Here is an 18,421-nt window from a genome sequence, read left to right as displayed (position 1 = left end):
ATGAAAGGCCGCCTGCTGGATGCCATCCCGCTCAATAGCCTGACGGGCGTGGGCGCGGCACAAAGCAGTAAACTGGGCAAAATTGGCCTGCACACCGTGCAGGATCTCCTGCTCCACCTCCCCCTGCGTTATGAAGACCGCACGCAACTTTATAAGATTGGCGATCTGCTGCCCGCGATTTACGCCACCGTTGAGGGCGAGGTGCTGAACTGCAACATCACCTTTGGCGGCCGCCGGATGATGACCTGTCAAATCAGCGACGGCACCGGCATTCTCACCATGCGCTTTTTCAACTTCAACGCGGCGATGAAAAACAGCCTTGCGACGGGCCGCCGGGTGCTGGCGTATGGCGAAGCCAAACGCGGGAAATATGGCGCAGAGATGATCCACCCGGAGTACCGCGTGCAGGGCGATCTCAGCACGCCGGAGCTGCAGGAGACGCTCACCCCGGTCTACCCGACAACGGAAGGTATCAAACAGGCGACGCTGCGTAAGCTCACCGACCAGGCCCTGGAGTTACTCGATACCTGCGCCATCACCGAACTGCTGCCGCCTGAGCTGGCGCAGGGAATGATGAGCCTGCCGGAAGCGCTGCGTACGCTGCATCGCCCGCCGCCCACGCTGCAGCTCAGCGATTTAGAAAGCGGCAAACACCCTGCCCAACGGCGTCTTATCCTTGAAGAATTACTGGCGCATAACCTGAGCATGCTGGCGCTGCGCGCCGGTGCGCAGCGTTTTCATGCCCAGCCCTTAAGCCCGCGTGATGAGCTCAAGGATAAGCTGCTGGCCTCCCTGCCGTTTAAACCTACCGGTGCCCAGGCGCGCGTCACCGCCGAGATCGAACGCGATATGGCGCTTGATGTGCCCATGATGCGCCTGGTGCAGGGCGATGTAGGCTCTGGTAAAACGCTGGTTGCCGCCCTGGCAGCCTTGCGCGCCATTGCCCACGGCAAGCAGGTGGCGCTGATGGCGCCGACGGAACTGCTGGCAGAGCAGCACGCGAATAACTTCCGCGCCTGGTTCGCCCCGCTGGGCATTGAGGTGGGCTGGCTTGCCGGAAAACAAAAGGGCAAAGCGCGTCTTGCGCAACAGGACGCCATCGCTCGCGGTGAGGTGCAGATGATTGTCGGCACCCATGCCATCTTCCAGGAGCAGGTGCAGTTTAACGGCCTCGCGCTGGTGATCATCGATGAACAGCACCGCTTTGGCGTGCATCAGCGCCTGGCGCTGTGGGAAAAAGGGCTGCAGCAGGGCTTCCATCCGCACCAGCTGATCATGACCGCCACGCCTATTCCGCGAACCCTGGCGATGACCGCCTACGCCGATCTGGACACCTCCACCATTGACGAGCTGCCGCCGGGCCGTACGCCGGTCACGACGGTGGCCATCCCGGATACCCGCCGCAGCGACATCATCGATCGCGTGCGCAACGCCTGCACCCATGAAGGACGTCAGGCGTACTGGGTCTGCACGCTGATTGAGGAGTCTGACCTGCTTGAAGCGCAGGCCGCAGAAGCAACGTGGGAAGAGCTGAAGCTGGCGCTACCGGAACTGAAGGTGGGCCTGGTGCACGGGCGCATGAAGCCCGCAGAAAAACAGGCCGTCATGCAATCCTTAAAACAGGGCGAGCTGCATTTGCTGGTCGCCACAACGGTGATTGAAGTGGGCGTGGATGTGCCAAACTCCAGCCTGATGATCATCGAAAACCCGGAGCGTCTGGGGCTTGCGCAGTTGCACCAGCTACGTGGCCGTGTGGGCCGTGGTGCGGTGGCCTCACATTGCGTTCTGCTCTACAAAGCCCCGCTCTCAAAAACCGCGCAGATGCGTTTGCAGGTACTGCGTGACAGCAACGACGGATTCGTCATTGCGCAAAAAGACCTGGAGATCCGTGGCCCGGGCGAGCTCCTGGGCACACGTCAGACCGGGAACGCTGAATTCAAAGTGGCAGATTTGCTGCGCGATCAGGCCATGATCCCAGAAGTTCAGCGCCTTGCCCGCCATATTCATGAACGCTACCCCGAACAGGCGGCAGCGTTAATTGAGCGCTGGATGCCGGAAACTGAGCGCTACTCCAACGCCTGATCTCAGGCGAACATCGGCAGCATCAGGTACAGCTTGATCACCAGCGCGTTGACGATATCAATAAAGAATGCCCCAACCATCGGTACCACCAGAAACGCCATGTGCGAAGGCCCGAAACGCTCGGTAATTGCCTGCATATTGGCGATTGCCGTTGGCGTGGCACCCAGACCAAACCCACAGTGCCCCGCCGCCAGCACCGCGGCATCGTAGTTTTTGCCCATCATGCGCCAGGTAACAAACATGGCATAGAGCGCCATAAACAGCGCCTGCACCGCCAGAATGGCTACCATCGGCAGCGCCAGCGACGCCAGTTCCCACAGCTTAAGGCTCATCAGGGCCATCGCCAGGAACAGCGACAGGCAGACGTTACCCAGCACCGAGACCGCACGTTCAAACACGCGATAGAAGCCCATCAGGGCCAGACCATTGCTCAGGATCACCCCGATAAACAGCACACAAACAAAGGTCGGCAGTTCAAAGGCCGTGCCCGCCAGCCATTGCGCAACCACTTTACCCAGCGTCAGACAGATGGCGATCATGGCGATGGTTTCAATCATCACCAGCGAGGTGATGGTGCGGCCAACGTCCGGCTTTTCGAACGCGGTGGGGACCAGTTCATCGTCCGGTCTGCCGTCTGGCGTGGTGGAGTGCTTCACCAGGTAGCGCGCTACCGGGCCGCCAATCAGACCGCCAAGCACCAGACCAAAGGTCGCGCAGGCCATCGCCACTTCCGTTGCGTTTTCAAAGCCATAGCGCTCGATAAACAGCTTACTCCACGCCGCCCCGGTACCGTGCCCGCCGGACAGGGTGATGGATCCGGCCAGCAGACCCATCAGCGGATCCAGCCCCAGCAGAGACGCCATACCGATGCCGATGGCGTTTTGCATCAGCAGCAGACCAACCACGACAATCAGAAACACGCCCAGCACCTTACCGCCCGAGCGCAGGCTCGCCAGGTTGGCGTTCAGGCCGATAGTGGCAAAGAAGGCCAGCATCAGCGGATCTTTGAGGGACATATCGAAATCGATTTCCCAGCCCATGCTTTTTTTCAACACCAGCAGGGCCAGCGCCACCAGCAACCCCCCGGCGACAGGTTCAGGAATGGTGTACTTTTTCAGAAAGGAAACACTGTGTACCAGCTTGCGACCAAGCAGAAGAACCAGCGTTGCGGCAACAAGGGTCGACAACGTATCGAGATGAATCATAAGAGGCTCCTGTTATGCGCGTGTTCCATACACACGCGGCGTTATCCTGGGCCGGCTTATGCTCGTCATGAGCTACCGGCGCGAAAAGTGTAATTTTTTTTTCCTCCACGTTGTAGAAAACCTGCTCATACCGGCAGATTTTCTCTCTTTTTTTTGCTGGCAATCGTTTGCTTTTACCAGGTGGTCAGATAAAATGCCCGCTTTTCCACCGTGGGATTACCGTCGATGTCCGTTAACAGCATAGAGTCTCCTGATGCGCAACCGATTGCGCAGAAGCAAAATAGCGAACTGATTTACCGTCTTGAAGACCGCCCACCGCTTCCGCAGACGCTCTTCGCTGCCTGCCAGCATCTTCTGGCCATGTTTGTTGCGGTGATCACCCCGGCACTGTTGATCTGTCAGGCGCTGGGTTTACCGGCTCAGGATACGCAGCACATCATCAGCATGTCCCTCTTCGCCTCCGGCGTGGCCTCAATTATTCAAATTAAAGCCTGGGGTCCGGTGGGGTCTGGCTTGCTGTCGATCCAGGGTACCAGTTTTAACTTTGTGGCACCGCTGATCATGGGCGGTACGGCGTTAAAAACCGGCGGGGCGGATGTCCCGACCATGATGGCGGCGCTGTTCGGCACGCTGATGCTGGCCAGCTGCACGGAGATGGTGATCTCCCGTGTTCTGCATCTGGCTCGCCGCGTCATCACCCCGCTGGTCTCGGGCGTGGTGGTGATGATTATCGGTCTGTCGCTGATCCAGGTGGGGCTGACCTCCATCGGCGGGGGTTATGCCGCAATGAGCGACCACACCTTTGGCGCACCAAAAAACCTGCTGCTGGCTGGCGTGGTGCTGGCCATCATTATTCTGCTCAACCGTCAGCGTAACCCGTATCTGCGCGTGGCCTCGCTGGTGATCGCCATGGCGGCCGGTTACCTGCTGGCGTGGGCGCTGGGCATGTTGCCGGAAAACACCGCGCCGACCAACAGCGCGCTGATTACCGTTCCAACGCCACTGTACTACGGCCTGGGCATTGACTGGGGTCTGCTGCTGCCGCTGATGCTGGTCTTTATGATCACCTCCCTGGAGACCATCGGCGATATCACCGCCACCTCCGACGTCTCGGAGCAGCCGGTGTCCGGCCCGCTGTACATGAAGCGTCTGAAAGGCGGCGTGCTGGCAAACGGTCTGAACTCCTTTGTCTCTGCCGTGTTTAATACATTCCCGAACTCCTGCTTCGGGCAGAACAACGGCGTGATCCAGCTGACCGGCGTGGCCAGCCGTTATGTCGGGTTTGTGGTGGCGCTGATGCTGATTGTCCTTGGCCTGTTCCCGGCCGTGAGTGGCTTTGTACAGCACATCCCTGAGCCGGTTCTGGGCGGAGCAACGCTGGTGATGTTCGGTACTATCGCGGCCTCGGGTGTGCGAATCGTCTCCCGCGAGCCACTGAACCGCCGCGCGATCATGATTATTGCCCTGTCGCTGGCCGTGGGTCTGGGCGTTTCTCAGCAGCCGCTGATCCTGCAGTTTGCCCCGGACTGGGTGAAAAACCTGCTCTCTTCCGGCATCGCCGCTGGCGGTATCACCGCTATCGTGCTGAACCTCGTTTTCCCGCCAGAGAAAAACTGATTGTCCTCACGGCAGGCTGTCAATGCCTGCCGTGACATCTCTTTACACCATTCCCGCCTTGAGCATTGCGCATAAATCGTGCATAACTCCTTTATGTACGTTTCGCGGGAAGGAAGACCATGAAATTTATTGGAAAGCTGCTCGTCTATCTTCTGGTAGCCCTGCTCCTTGTGCTGCTGGCACTCTATTTTCTGCTTCAGACCCGCTGGGGTGCGTCACAGGTCAGCAGTTGGGTAACGGTGAACACCGATTACGAACTCAGTTTCGACCTGATGGACCACCGCTTTTCGTCGCCTTCCCACATCCTTCTGGAAAACGTCACCTTTGGCCGCGACGGTCAGCCCGCCACGCTGGTGGCTAAAAAAGTCGATATTGGTCTTGGCAGCCGACAGCTCACCGATCCACTGCATATGGACACCATCACCCTGGTCGATGGCACGCTGAACCTCTCTCCGCAGACCGCGCCGATGCCCTTCCAGGCAGACCGTCTGCAGCTAAACAACATGGCCTTCAACAGCCCCAACACGGAGTGGGATTTAAGCGCGCAAAAAGTGACGGGCGGTGTCAGTCCGTGGCAGCCAGAAGCGGGTAACGTGCTGGGCAAAAATGCGCAGATCCAGATGAGCGCGGGTTCGCTCACCTTGAACGGGGTACCGGCCACTAACGTGCTAATCCAGGGCCAGCTGAACGGCAAGGAGGTGGTGCTGAACACCATCGGCGCCGATATGGCGCGCGGCTCGCTTACCGGCTCCGCCTTGCGCAACGCCGACGGAAGCTGGGTCATCGACACCATGCGCCTGAACGAGATCCGCCTGCAGAGCGATAAATCGCTGCTGGATTTCTTCGCGCCGCTCAATACCATCCCTTCCTTGCAGATTGGCCGCCTGGAAGTCACCGATGCGCGCCTGCAGGGGCCAGACTGGGCCGTAACCGATCTGGATCTCAGCCTGCGCAACCTGACGCTGAGCAAAGGAGACTGGCAGAGCCAGGACGGGCGTTTATCCATGAATGCCAGCGAATTTATTTACGGCTCGCTGCATCTGTTCGACCCGATCCTGAATGCGGAATTCTCTCCGCAGGGCGTGGCGCTGCGCCAGTTCACCTCCCGCTGGGAAGGGGGCATGGTGCGCACCTCCGGCAACTGGCTGCGCGACGGTAAAGCGCTGGTACTGGACGATGTCGCCGTCGCCGGGCTGGAGTACACCCTGCCGCAGAACTGGAAAACGCTGTGGATGGATCCGCTGCCGGAATGGCTGAACAGCGTGACGCTGAAGAAATTCGGCCTGAGCCGCAACCTGGTGATCGACATTGATCCCGCATTCCCGTGGCAGATCACCTCTCTTGATGGCTATGGGGCTAACCTGCAGCTGGCGCAGGACCACAAATGGGGCGTATGGGGCGGCAGCGCCACGCTAAACGGCGCAGCAGCCACCTTTAACCGCGTGGACGTGCGACGTCCGTCGCTGGCGCTGAACGCTAACGCCGCCACGGTCAATATCACCGATCTGAGCGCCTTTACCGAGAAAGGCATTCTGGAAGCCACCGCGACGGTTTCTCAGCTTGCGCAACGACAGACCACGGTGAGCCTGAACGGGCGCGGCGTGCCGCTCAACATCCTGCAGCAGTGGGGCTGGCCCGCACTGCCGGTGAGCGGCGATGGCAATATTCAGCTGACTGCCAGCGGGAGTGTGCAGGCGAATGCCCCGCTGAAGCCGACGGTAAATGGCAAGCTGAGCGCGGTAAATATGGATAAACAGCAGGTTCAGCAGACCATGACGGGTGGTGTGGTTTCAACACCACCCTCACCCCAGCCCTCTCCCTGAAAGGGAGAGGGAGTAAACCATTCCCTCGCCCCTTTGGGGAGAGGGTTAGGGTGAGGGGAATTAAAGGTGAACCACCACCTCATCCCCCTCCGCGTTCACCACCACGCCCCACTCGCTGCCCGCGTATGAGCCACCTTTCACACCACTCACCTTCTGCACGTTGCGCAAGCATACCGACCAGTTCCGCGCGTCACCCGCGCCGGTAAGGGTCACAGTGTCGCCCTTACGTGACGCCTTCAGCGTAAACGCCACGGAGCCGTTAGCCGCAGGCACCTCGCTCACCGCCGTTGCGCCCTCATCCAGGTTAAACAGCTGGAAGGCCGTGCCCTCATTCCAGGCGTAGTCCGGTTTGTGCTTGTTGTTACCCAGCGCCAGCAGGGTATTGTCGCGCACATAAACCGGCAGGCTCATGAAATCGTGCTGCTGCTTATGCCAGCGACAGCCCTGAACCTCATCGTTGTGCCACAAGTGCGTCCAGCGACCTTCCGGCAGGTAAAACTGCACCTCACCTGCCTCGGAGAACACCGGCGCCACCATCAAGGCATCCCCCAGCATGTACTGACGGTCGAGATAGTCACACGCCGGATCGTCCGGGAACTCCAGCATCATCGCCCGCAGCATCGGCGTGCCGCACTCCCGTGCCAGCGCCGCCTGACGGTAGAGGTACGGCATCAGCTGGCATTTCAGCTGCGTAAAGTGGCGCACCACGTCACAGGACTCATCATCGTACGCCCACGGCACCCGGTAGGATTTGCTGCCATGCAGGCGGCTGTGGCTGGAGAACAGCCCGAACGCGCACCAGCGTTTGTAGACGTGCGCCGGGGCGGTGTTTTCGAACCCGCCGATATCGTGGCTCCAGAACCCGAAGCCGGACAGACCAATCGACAGCCCGCCGCGCAAGCTTTCCGCCATGGATTCATAGTTGGCATAGCAGTCGCCGCCCCAGTGCACCGGGAACTGCTGCGCGCCGACGGACGCCGAGCGCGCAAACAGCACCGCCTCCTCCTCGCCTACCGTCTCTTTCAGCACGTTCCACACCAGCGCGTTATAGATGAAGGCGTAATGGTTGTGCATCTTCTGCGGATCGGAACCGTCAAACCACTGCACATCCGTCGGGATACGCTCGCCGAAATCGGTTTTGAAGCAGTCCACGCCAATCTCCACCAGGCCCTTCAGCTTGTCAGCGTACCACCGGCACGCGTCCGGGTTAGTGAAGTCGTAAATCGCCAGCCCGGGCTGCCATTTGTCCCACTGCCACACGCTGCCATCCGGGCGCTTCAGCAGATAGCCTTTCTCTTTCAGCTCGTTAAACACCGGCGATTTCTGGCCGATGTACGGGTTGATCCACACGCAGACCTTCAGCCCTTTCTCTTTCAGGCGGCGGATCATCCCTTCTGGATCGGGGAAGGTCACCGGGTCCCACTCAAAATCACACCACTGGAAGGCCTTCATCCAGAAGCAGTCAAAATGGAAGACGTGCAGCGGCAGGTCGCGTTCGGCCATGCCGTCGATGAAGCTGTTCACCGTCGCTTCGTCGTAGTTAGTGGTAAACGAGGTGGTGAGCCACAGGCCGAAGGACCACGCTGGCGGCAGCGCCGGCCGTCCGGTGAACTGCGTGTAGCGGTCCAGGACCGCTTTTGGCGTCGGGCCGTCGATCACAAAATACTCCAGATATTCGCCCTCCACGCTGAACTGTACTTTGGAGACCTTCTCCGAGCCGATTTCAAACGACACATTTTCCGGATGGTTGACCAGCACGCCGTAGCCGCGGTTAGTGAGATAGAACGGAATATTTTTGTAGGACTGCTCGGTGCTGGTGCCGCCGTCGCGGTTCCAGGTATCGACCTGCTGACCGTTGCGCACCAGGGCGGTAAAGCGCTCACCGAGGCCATAAACCGTTTCCCCGACGCCCAGATCCAGACGTTCGAACAGATAGTTGCGATTCGTGTTGCTGTCCTGCACGTAGCCGTTGTTTTTCAGTTCACTGCCGGTGATCCGCTGGCCGTTACGCAGAAAATCGAGCGCCCAGAACTCGCCTTTGGTGACGCGCACGCTGAGATTTCCGCTTTTCAGCTCGGCGTATTCGGCGTTATTTACCGTCTCGACCCTTACGTCCTTCAGCACGTTGAGCGGATAGTGCGGGCCTTTGTCCTGCGCCCCCTGGAAGTGCTCGATGCGCACCCCGACAATCCCTTCCTGCGGTGCGAAGAGCCGGACGGTGAACATTAACGTATCGAGCTGCCACGCGCGTTCGCGGACGTCGCGCGGTGCCACATACACCACCAGGTCATTGCCCTGCTGCTCCACATCGAACACCTGGACCGGATACGTCACGGTCAGGCCAGGTTGAATAAGCCAGTTTCCATCACTGATTTTCATACTTTCGTCCTCCTGGTTCTGTAATCCTTTGCTGGCCGTCAGGTGCCTGCCGTGTGGCGATACGGGCACTGAGACCGGTTACAGAGGTTTTAAACCATTGTTTCAGGAGCGAGTATTGCGTTTTCTGGTTAGCAAATTACGTTTCTTGTTTTTTGTGATCGGGGTAAATGTCGCGGAGCACGAAATGCTAACCTGAGGATTTTCTTAAGAATTAACTGAAATGGGGGTGTTCAGGTCAAAAGAGAGGTGAAAAAAGTGTGTCGGGGTATGTGGTAAATGTCTGAAAGTAGCTATAATGCGCCCCGCCTCCATGTAGCAATGCAGGCGCGGAAGATCGTCATCTCCGGTGAGGTGGCTGGACTTCAAATCCAGTTGGGGACGCCAGCGTTCCCGGGCAGGTTCGACTCCTGTGATCTTCCGCCAATTAGCCTCTACTGAACTCCACTGTCTCAAGTAAATCCCCTATAATACCCGCAATTAAAGCTGATTATGTTCTCCCGAGGTCTACTGTCTCTACCAGAATCAAGTGCATTCTGGGGGCATAATGGGGGGCATGATTTATAGTCCCATTTTGAGATGCCCCCAATGAAGCTAACAGTCAGACAAATCGACACAGCCAAGCCTAAAGAGAAGCCGTATAAGCTATCTGATGGTGGAGGCCTCTACCTTGAAGTAACTACCAACGGCTCACGTTACTGGCGTTTAAAGTATCGCTACGCAGGTAAAGAAAAGCGTCTTGCTTTCGGCGTTTATCCCGAGGTTTCTCTCGCCCAAGCGCGCGAAAAGCGTGATGCTGCGAAAAAGCTGCTGTCTGCTGGAAGCGATCCCGGTGAAGTAAAGAAAGCAGAGAAAATTGCCCAAAAGCTTAACTATGAAAATACCTTCGAAGCTATTGCACGTGAATGGCATCAGTTGAGAGCGGATCGTTGGTCATTACGCTATCGCGATGAAATTATTGATACCTTTGAAAAGGATATTTTCCCCTACATCGGTAAGCGCCCTATAGCTGAAATTAAGCCCATGGAATTGCTGGAAACCCTTCGTCGTATGGAAAAGCGTGGTGCATTAGAAAAGATGCGCAAAGTCAGACAGCGCTGCGGTGAAGTATTCCGTCATGCGATTGTGACCGGACGCGCTGAATACAATCCAGCACCCGATCTCGCCACAGCCCTCGCAACACCAAAGAAAACACATTTTCCATTCCTAACAGCCGAAGAACTCCCTCACTTTCTTAGGGATCTTGCCGGTTACACCGGTAGCGTTATTACCAAGACTGCGACTCAAATCATCATGCTTACAGGGGTACGAACTCAGGAATTACGTTTTGCCCGCTGGGGGGATATCAATTTTGAAAAGCGGCTTTGGGAGATCCCTGCTGAAGTGATGAAGATGAAACGACCACACATCGTTCCGATGTCGGATCAGGTTGTCGAGCTCTTTGAGTCACTTAAACCTATTACCGGGCTATACCCACTGGTATTCGTCGGACGTAACGATCGAACGAAGCCGATCTCAAAGGAAAGCGTTAATCAGGTTATTGAGTTATTGGGATATAAAGGAAGGCTGACAGGACATGGTTTCCGCCACACGATGAGTACCATCCTCCATGAAGAAGGTTTTAACTCGGCATGGATTGAAACGCAGCTTGCGCATGTGGATAAGAATGCGATACGTGGGACTTACAACCATGCTCAGTATTTGGAGGGACGTAGGGAGATGATGCAGTGGTATGGGAACTATCTTGACAACCTTATTGTTGATAGAGATAGTTCAATATACTTTCCAGACCTAAAAACCATTAATATGTAATGTGTTAATTATCTTTATTAATGTATAAGCCATTGTGGGTATTTAAAGCAGATAAGAACAAATATGGTGCATATTAAAATATGCACCAGTATTTCCTAACGATAAAGACCCTCTAGTTGGGGCAATTTAAAAAAGTAAGATGCTTCAGACTTCTTAAATGCACCAGTCGAGTTTTGGCGTAACTCTGCATTAATTAATACGCAGCATTTCTCAGCTCTTGTAATACCAACGTAATGAAGGTTTATTTCTTGTGGAAGACTGGGATAAAGTGCTATATTTCTATCAACCTCATTTACTAATCTATATGGAAAAGACCATTCATCCATATCCAAATGTAATACTATTTTAAATTCAAGTCCTTTAGACTTGTGAAGTGTCATTACTTGAACTTCATTTTTATCTAATGGCATAAACTGCTTTAAGTACATACTATCTGATATAATTTCCAAAACTGCATTATCATTAGATTCAGTAAACTGAATGTTTAGCATTCCAGCGATTTCATGGAAGTAATTAATTAGTTCCTCATCTGTTAGATTACTCCTGAGAATTTTAATTTTTTTCCTTAATGAAAACTGATGGTTGTCATTCATGATTAAGCCATCAAATACTTTATTAATTAATTCTTGCGCAGTACCTATTGCCTTGTATCTATACGCTAGAAGATCTTTATATAAATCTGAACATTCTGTGCCCAATTTATCTAATGGCGTATCAATATAAACCCTAAAATTTGATGTCAATCCCGAGCATAGCAATAGTAATGACTGTTCTTTTCTTGCAAAAATAGCTATTTGGCTTGCTTGGTCCACGCCCCATTGACCTACATTTAACCATTTTGAAATCCATGATGATAATGTCATCGAAACATCTTTAAGATTTCCAGGCAATCTCTTCCTATAAACATTAATACTTTCACTTGGCAATAATACGAAATTTGAATCTAGTAGTCGAGATGCATAATTAATTATTGATGAATGACATCTATGATTTAAATTTATCTCAAAATGTTCAAAAATACTTTTATCTCTAACCAAGTCAAGTAACAACTCTGCATTTCCACCTCGAAACTCATAAATTGATTGCCAAACATCACCAACAGCAATAGAACATAAACCGATCTCATTTATTTTTAAAAATAATTGATGCTGTGATAAGGATGAGTCTTGATATTCATCTATAAATATATGGCTATATCTCGCTTTTATATATCGTTGTGCTGCAGGAGATTCATTAAGTATTTTTAAAGATAAGGCAGCAAATGAACTCATCCACAGCATTCCCTCATCATACAGTCTCTTATAGCCAGCGTCTTCATTGACATTAACAATTGATGGTGTTCCAAAAAAATCCTCCTTTAAGTAATATTTATATGGAGAATCTAATTTCTTAAGTACTTTACATTCTGTTAGTTTGCCACCCCATATTTTGGGAAGAAACGGAATGATTATTTCATTTAAGCAAAAGCTATCAATCGTACCAAAAAAACTATGTTTTATATCGTGCCCATCGGCCTTACATCTACGCTCCAGTTCTGCACTTGCTTTCCTTGTGAAAGTAATAGCAATGACTCCTTTATGCTCAGGAAGACAACCAGTAATATTTCTAATTTTCTCTTTTATAACTGTAGTTTTACCGCTACCAGGGCATGCTGTTATTACCATACTTTTAGGGTAATCAATGGCTAATGCTTGCTGAGTGGTTGGTGAAAAAACGCTCATTTCATTCACCTTTAACTATTTTTACAAGATGGTGTAACGGTTTAACCAAATCACCCATACTAAGTTTATCAAGGTCATTTTTAATTTTCTTAAGAAGTATGCGCATTCTTATTGCTTTTTTCTTTTGTAAATATTCTATTGCGCTTTGGTTATTTTTTTTATCTAGTGCATCTAATATTGAAGCACCTAATTCTTCTACAAGATCAGTTTCCAAATCAATTTTTGATAAATATATTCCAGATCTATTCACTTCATCAGAAACTCTTTGCCAATCACCGTTAGCAAGAGTATCTTGAGAAGATATTTTTTTGTCGCTATGCTCAAACTTTTCTATACCAGCTATATCTAAACATCGATTAATACCTGCATAGTGCCACTTTTCTTTATCTTTTAGCTTTGATACATCGTTATCAGTGCGCATTACCCATGGAATTTCTAAAGCATCTAGAATTGCTGCGTATATTTTAAATGATATTCCATCAACTGAAATCAATGAAATATTCAAATAATCTAGGTCAATATTCAAACTTTTAGCTAAGGAATGATAAAACAAAATTTCGGATGGCCCTTCGATTAAGAAAACGCCATTTGAAAAAAATGATTCTGCTGGTAATATACTCATCCGATAGCTCATATCCTCCCAGCCATCTGAAATACCTTTTGAGCATCCTTCACTTGCGGCTACAGTGTGTCCCCCACGGTCAAGCAATCTTATTATAGAGTCTGGCTCAAAGTTTACCGCTATTTGGGGAGAATGTGATGAAATGATCGTTTGACCTGGGATTTCAGCTATCAAATAATCAGCCAATTTTCTTTGTTGGTGAGGGTGTAGGTGTGCTTCAGGTTCTTCGATAACATAGAAGATGACTTCGTTATCGATATCATGTTCCTTAATACTTTTCGCTTTCCATAATGCTAATAATATTTGATTGTTCCGTCCGTCTCCTCCAAGCATTACGTTAGAACCATTTGTATTAGCTCCAAGTTGTAGATTATCAATAAAATCATTTATTCCAATTGCCCCAGTATCTAGTTGCACAGAATACTCTGAATAATGATGTGCAAGTTTTTTCAACTCATCGTTGATTTCTTTTGTAGCTCTTTCTACATATACAAGCTGAGATATCTTATCATTGATCAACTGCAAATCTGTACTTATCTCTCCTAATAAATCTTCATCTTCTTTTCTTTCATCAGAGTTCAATGATTGTTGGGCAATTTTTAAGAGTTGTCTTTTTTCTTTGCGGATAAATCTTTCTAAATCTCGTTGTGACTGAATGTATTTTAGATTAACGAACTTAAGATAATAACGAGAGTTAATTTCTTGTAAAGACTCTAAAGAGTCACCTATAAAAAGTTTGTAGCTGAGATCAGATTTTTGTGCAACATACTTGATAAAAGATTCACCAGAGTCACTGACATTACCTTTCAAAATTGAAAGGACCGCATCTTCATTGATATCTTTAAAATGAAGAATAATCTCAAACTCTTCACATGAATTTCCATTTTCTAAATGGAAATCAAGCTCATTTGGTTCAATTCCTGAATCTGATACACTTTTATCTAATAGCATTCTTAGCGAATGCAGCATATTACTTTTGCCAACATCATTAGCTCCGATAATCAGAGTGTTCGAATTAAAATTGATATGTGCATCTTTAAAATTTCTAAAACCTTTAAGTTTCAGATATGATATTTCCAACTTAAAATCCCTCTTTAAAGTAAAAAATCATATTTATAATGAGGTTTCACGTAAAGTATGCAACCTAATTTTGCTCATTTTTTGCAGCAGATCTATTAGTTGATTTGGTGAAACGAAGGGTCTACTATGATTATAAATATATGATTTACCATATGCATTGATTCTGTTCTTTAAGCAACACAATTTCAAGGCCTCGTTAAATTTAATGAAAATCATAGCATTACAACTGTTCAAAAATCTCTCCGATGAAACCCGCTTGGGCATTGTGCTTCTGCTCAGGGAGATGGGAGAGCTGTGCGTGTGCGATCTCTGCGCGGCGCTGGAGCAGTCGCAGCCCAAGATCTCCCGTCATCTTGCAATGCTCCGGGAAAGTGGTCTATTGCTGGACCGTAAACAGGGCAAGTGGGTTCACTACCGCTTATCCCCGCATATTCCTTCCTGGGCCGCTCAGGTGATTGAGCAGGCCTGGTTAAGCCAACAGGACGACGTACAGGCCATCGCCCGTAAGCTGGCATCGTCAAACTGCTCAGGTAGCGGTAAGGCTGTTTGCATCTAAAAAATTTGCCTGAATATATATGATTTTTCGAATGTGAGGTATTCAGAATGAAAACGTTAAAGGTGTTTGACCCGGCAATGTGCTGCAGTACCGGCGTATGTGGCTCAGATGTCGATCAGGTTCTGGTTGATTTTTCTGCTGATGTGCAGTGGCTGAAAGGACGTGGTGTACAGGTTGAACGTTACAACCTGGCGCAGCAGCCCATGAGCTTTGTTCAGAATGAGAAAGCGAAAGCATTCCTCGAAGCATCTGGAGCAGAAGGGCTTCCGCTACTGCTGTTGGACGGTGAAACGGTGATGGCAGGGCGATACCCAAAACGCGCTGAGCTGGCTCGCTGGTTCGGTATACCGCTGGAGAAGGTAGGGTTAGCTCCCACCAGCTGCTGTAGTGGTGGTAATACTTCCTGTTGCTGAGTATGTCAGGAGGACATATGAAATTCTTACAGAATATCCCGCCTTACCTGTTTTTTACCGGTAAGGGAGGCGTAGGAAAAACTTCTATTTCCTGCGCGACGGCAATCCGCCTTGCTGAACAGGGTAAGCGGGTTTTGCTGGTCAGTACCGATCCAGCCTCCAATGTCGGCCAGGTATTCGAACAGGCTATCGGTAACACCATTCGCCCTGTGGCAGCAGTTCATGGACTTTCCGCTCTGGAAATCGACCCGCAGGAAGCCGCCAAACAATACCGCTCCAGAATCGTTGATCCTATCAAAGGTCTTTTGCCTGATGACGTTGTTAACAGTATCAGCGAGCAGCTTTCAGGAGCCTGTACCACTGAGATTGCAGCGTTCGATGAATTCACTGGCTTGCTAACAGACGCTTCCCTGCTGACCCGCTTCGATCACATCATTTTTGATACAGCGCCGACGGGCCACACGATTCGCCTTCTCCAGCTTCCCGGTGCCTGGAGTAGCTTCATTGAAAGCAATCCAGATGGTGCTTCCTGTCTTGGCCCAATGGCCGGGCTGGAAAAGCAGCGTGAGCAGTATGCTCATGCGGTAGAGGCGTTATCCGATCCTGAACGTACCCGCCTGGTTCTGGTTGCGCGACTACAAAAATCTACGCTGCAGGAAGTCGCCCGCACTCATGAAGAACTCGCCGCAATTGGCCTGAAAAACCAATATCTGGTCATTAATGGTGTGCTGCCTAAAGCCGAAGCTGAACATGACGCCCTGGCAGCTGCGATATGGCAACGTGAGCAGGAGGCACTGGCAAATCTTCCTGCCGGTTTATCTGGGCTACCGACAGATACCCTATTACTACAGCCAGTCAATATGGTTGGTGTTTCAGCATTGAAGGGACTGCTGGATACCGGTTCTGAGGCATTACCGATCCCGGTAACGAACATCCAATACACGCCTGAAAACTTATCGCTCTCTGGCCTGGTCAATGATATCGCTCGCAGTGAACACGGCCTGATTATGCTGATGGGCAAAGGTGGCGTAGGGAAAACCACAATGGCTGCTGCCATCGCCGTAAGGCTGGCAGACATGGGATTTGACGTGCATCTCACGACCTCTGATCCTGCTGCGCACCTGAGTACAACGCTGAACGGCAGCCTCAAAAACCTTCAGGTCAGCCGCATCAACCCTCACGATGAAACCGAACGCTATCGCCAGCATGTTCTTGAGACGAAGGGAAGAGATCTGGACGAAGCAGGGAAACGGCTACTGGAAGAGGATTTGCGCTCTCCCTGTACTGAAGAGATTGCCGTGTTTCAGGCCTTTTCCAGGGTGATTCGTGAAGCGGGTAAACGGTTTGTTGTCATGGATACCGCCCCTACCGGACACACGCTGTTGCTGCTGGATGCGACCGGGGCTTACCACCGAGAGATTGCCAAAAAAATGGGGAATAAAGGTCATTTTACTACCCCAATGATGCAGCTTCAGGATCCGGATAGAACCAAAGTTCTGCTTGTTACGCTTCCTGAAACCACACCGGTTCTGGAAGCGGCAAACCTGCAGGTTGACCTTGAAAGAGCGGGGATTGATCCGTGGGGCTGGATTATCAATAACAGCCTTTCCATTGCGGATACGCGTTCTCCGTTGCTTTGCCAGCGCGCCCGGCAGGAATGGCCTCAGATTGAGGCTGTTAAGAATCAGCACGCTGAGCGTATAGCGCTTGTTCCGGTGCTGGCGTCAGAGCCCGCCGGTATTGAAAAGCTTAGAGAGTTGATGAATTAATTTTTTGGCATATACAGGGCGGCAAAGTCGCCCTGTCAGGAGGTTTTATGTTACTGGCAGGCGCTATTTTTGTCCTGACCATTGTTTTGGTTATCTGGCAACCGAAGGGATTAGGGATCGGCTGGAGTGCAATGCTGGGCGCGGGACTGGCTCTGATATCAGGCGTTGTGCATGTGGGCGATATTCCGGTGGTGTGGAATATTGTCTGGAACGCGACGGCGACCTTTATTGCCGTAATTATTATCAGCCTGCTGCTTGATGAGTCCGGTTTTTTCGAATGGGCAGCGCTGCACGTTTCCCGCTGGGGTAACGGTCGTGGACGTTTGCTCTTTACGTATATCGTTCTGCTCGGTGCGGCGGTGGCGGCACTGTTTGCCAACGATGGTGCGGCACTTATTCTGACGCCGATAGTCATCGCCATGCTGCTGGCATTAGGGTTCAGCAAAGGCACCACGCTGGCATTCGTCATGGCTGCCGGTTTTATTGCCGATACGGCCAGCCTGCCGCTTATCGTGTCGAACCTGGTGAATATAGTCTCGGCGGACTTCTTTGGACTGGGCTTCACTGAGTATGCGTCGGTAATGGTGCCGGTGGATATTGCCGCTATTATCGCCACGCTGGTGATGCTGCATCTGTTCTTCCGCAAAGATATTCCACCGACTTACGACCTGGCTCTCCTGAAAGCACCGGAAAAGGCGATTAAAGATCTGGCAACCTTCAGAACCGGCTGGATAGTTTTAATTTTACTGCTGGTTGGGTTCTTTGTCCTCGAGCCGCTCGGTATTCCCGTTAGCGCGATTGCGGCTGTTGGAGCTGTGATCCTGTTTGCAGTAGCTAAACGAGGCCATGCCATTAACACCGGCAAAGTGCTGCGCGGTGCGCCATGGCAGATCGTCATCTTCTCATTGGGGATGTACCTGGTGGTCTACGGTCTGCGCAACGCCGGGCTAACCGAATACCTTTCCGGTGTGCTGAACGTACTGGCGGATAAAGGGCTCTGGGCTGCGACGCTGGGTACTGGCTTCCTGACGGCTTTCCTGTCTTCCATCATGAACAACATGCCTACCGTGCTGGTTGGCGCTCTTTCTATCGATGGAAGCACCGCAACAGGAGTTATCAAAGAAGCGATGATCTACGCCAACGTGATTGGCTGCGATCTGGGCCCGAAAATTACACCTATTGGTAGCCTGGCAACGCTGCTCTGGCTGCATGTTCTTTCACAGAAGAATATGACCATCACCTGGGGATACTATTTCCGCACCGGGATCGTCATGACTCTGCCTGTGCTGTTTGTAACGCTAGCCGCGCTGGCGCTACGTCTCTCTTTCACTTTGTAATGAGATAC

The 18,421-nt window shown here is 51.6% G+C and carries 12 protein-coding genes and 1 tRNA gene; 9 read left to right on the top strand and 4 right to left on the bottom strand.

What is annotated here, in order from left to right:
* Positions 1 to 2,082, top strand: coding sequence for an ATP-dependent DNA helicase RecG (gene recG / locus AX755_RS23470; protein WP_062857558.1), 2,082 nt, complete (start codon positions 1 to 3; stop codon positions 2,080 to 2,082).
* 2 nt (positions 2,083 to 2,084) lie between these two features.
* Here the strand turns inward: recG and gltS are convergent, their stop codons facing one another.
* The gene (gltS, locus tag AX755_RS23465; protein ID WP_013094878.1) at positions 2,085 to 3,287 is read right to left on the bottom strand and encodes a sodium/glutamate symporter; all 1,203 of its coding nucleotides are present in this window, start codon (positions 3,285 to 3,287) and stop codon (positions 2,085 to 2,087) included.
* Positions 3,288 to 3,512: 225 nt separating this feature from the next.
* Between gltS and xanP the strand changes: the two genes are divergently transcribed.
* Both xanP and AX755_RS23455 read left to right on the top strand, forming a co-directional pair.
* Positions 3,513 to 4,904 (top strand): xanthine/proton symporter XanP, encoded by a 1,392-nt coding sequence (gene xanP / locus AX755_RS23460; RefSeq protein WP_014830139.1) that lies wholly within the window; start codon positions 3,513 to 3,515, stop codon positions 4,902 to 4,904.
* A gap of 119 nt (positions 4,905 to 5,023) precedes the next feature.
* The gene (locus tag AX755_RS23455; RefSeq protein WP_029881892.1) at positions 5,024 to 6,727 is read left to right on the top strand and encodes an AsmA family protein; all 1,704 of its coding nucleotides are present in this window, start codon (positions 5,024 to 5,026) and stop codon (positions 6,725 to 6,727) included.
* Positions 6,728 to 6,787: 60 nt separating this feature from the next.
* On the opposite strand, the gene yicI is transcribed toward AX755_RS23455, so the two are convergent.
* The gene (gene yicI, locus AX755_RS23450) at positions 6,788 to 9,106 is read right to left on the bottom strand and encodes an alpha-xylosidase (RefSeq protein WP_062857557.1); all 2,319 of its coding nucleotides are present in this window, start codon (positions 9,104 to 9,106) and stop codon (positions 6,788 to 6,790) included.
* A gap of 328 nt (positions 9,107 to 9,434) precedes the next feature.
* Between yicI and AX755_RS23445 the strand changes: the two genes are divergently transcribed.
* A tRNA-Sec gene (locus tag AX755_RS23445) sits at positions 9,435 to 9,529 on the top strand.
* A gap of 162 nt (positions 9,530 to 9,691) precedes the next feature.
* On the top strand, positions 9,692 to 10,915 hold the full coding sequence (locus tag AX755_RS23440; protein WP_040117047.1) for a tyrosine-type recombinase/integrase: 1,224 nt from the start codon (positions 9,692 to 9,694) through the stop codon (positions 10,913 to 10,915).
* A 95-nt stretch (positions 10,916 to 11,010) separates the two neighbouring features.
* On the opposite strand, the gene AX755_RS23435 is transcribed toward AX755_RS23440, so the two are convergent.
* Together AX755_RS23435 and AX755_RS23430 are read right to left on the bottom strand one after the other, a co-directional pair.
* Complete coding sequence (locus AX755_RS23435; RefSeq protein ID WP_040117046.1) at positions 11,011 to 12,636, bottom strand: UvrD-helicase domain-containing protein; 1,626 nt, start codon at positions 12,634 to 12,636, stop codon at positions 11,011 to 11,013.
* Position 12,637: 1 nt separating this feature from the next.
* Positions 12,638 to 14,338 (bottom strand): ATP-dependent nuclease, encoded by a 1,701-nt coding sequence (locus AX755_RS23430; protein ID WP_040117045.1) that lies wholly within the window; start codon positions 14,336 to 14,338, stop codon positions 12,638 to 12,640.
* Positions 14,339 to 14,543: 205 nt separating this feature from the next.
* Between AX755_RS23430 and arsR the strand changes: the two genes are divergently transcribed.
* From arsR to arsB, 4 genes are read left to right on the top strand one after another with little or no spacing between them, the layout of a single operon-like run.
* A complete protein-coding gene (gene arsR, locus AX755_RS23425) occupies positions 14,544 to 14,894 on the top strand; it encodes an As(III)-sensing metalloregulatory transcriptional repressor ArsR (protein WP_040117044.1) in 351 nt (116 codons plus the stop codon).
* A gap of 47 nt (positions 14,895 to 14,941) precedes the next feature.
* Positions 14,942 to 15,307: an arsenite efflux transporter metallochaperone ArsD gene (arsD, locus tag AX755_RS23420; RefSeq protein ID WP_040117043.1), complete on the top strand. Its 366-nt coding sequence runs from the start codon at positions 14,942 to 14,944 to the stop codon at positions 15,305 to 15,307.
* 17 nt (positions 15,308 to 15,324) lie between these two features.
* Positions 15,325 to 17,076, top strand: coding sequence for an arsenite efflux transporter ATPase subunit ArsA (gene arsA / locus AX755_RS23415; protein WP_040117042.1), 1,752 nt, complete (start codon positions 15,325 to 15,327; stop codon positions 17,074 to 17,076).
* A 47-nt stretch (positions 17,077 to 17,123) separates the two neighbouring features.
* Positions 17,124 to 18,413, top strand: coding sequence for an arsenite efflux transporter membrane subunit ArsB (arsB, locus tag AX755_RS23410; RefSeq protein ID WP_045614486.1), 1,290 nt, complete (start codon positions 17,124 to 17,126; stop codon positions 18,411 to 18,413).
* Positions 18,414 to 18,421: the final 8 nt, after the last annotated feature.

Origin of the sequence: Enterobacter sp. SENG-6 (genome assembly GCF_001605945.1) — a bacterium.
Taxonomy (GTDB): Bacteria; Pseudomonadota; Gammaproteobacteria; order Enterobacterales; family Enterobacteriaceae; genus Enterobacter; species Enterobacter cloacae.
Note: the sequence above shows the minus strand (reverse complement) of the source record. Positions and strands in the feature narration are given on the sequence as shown.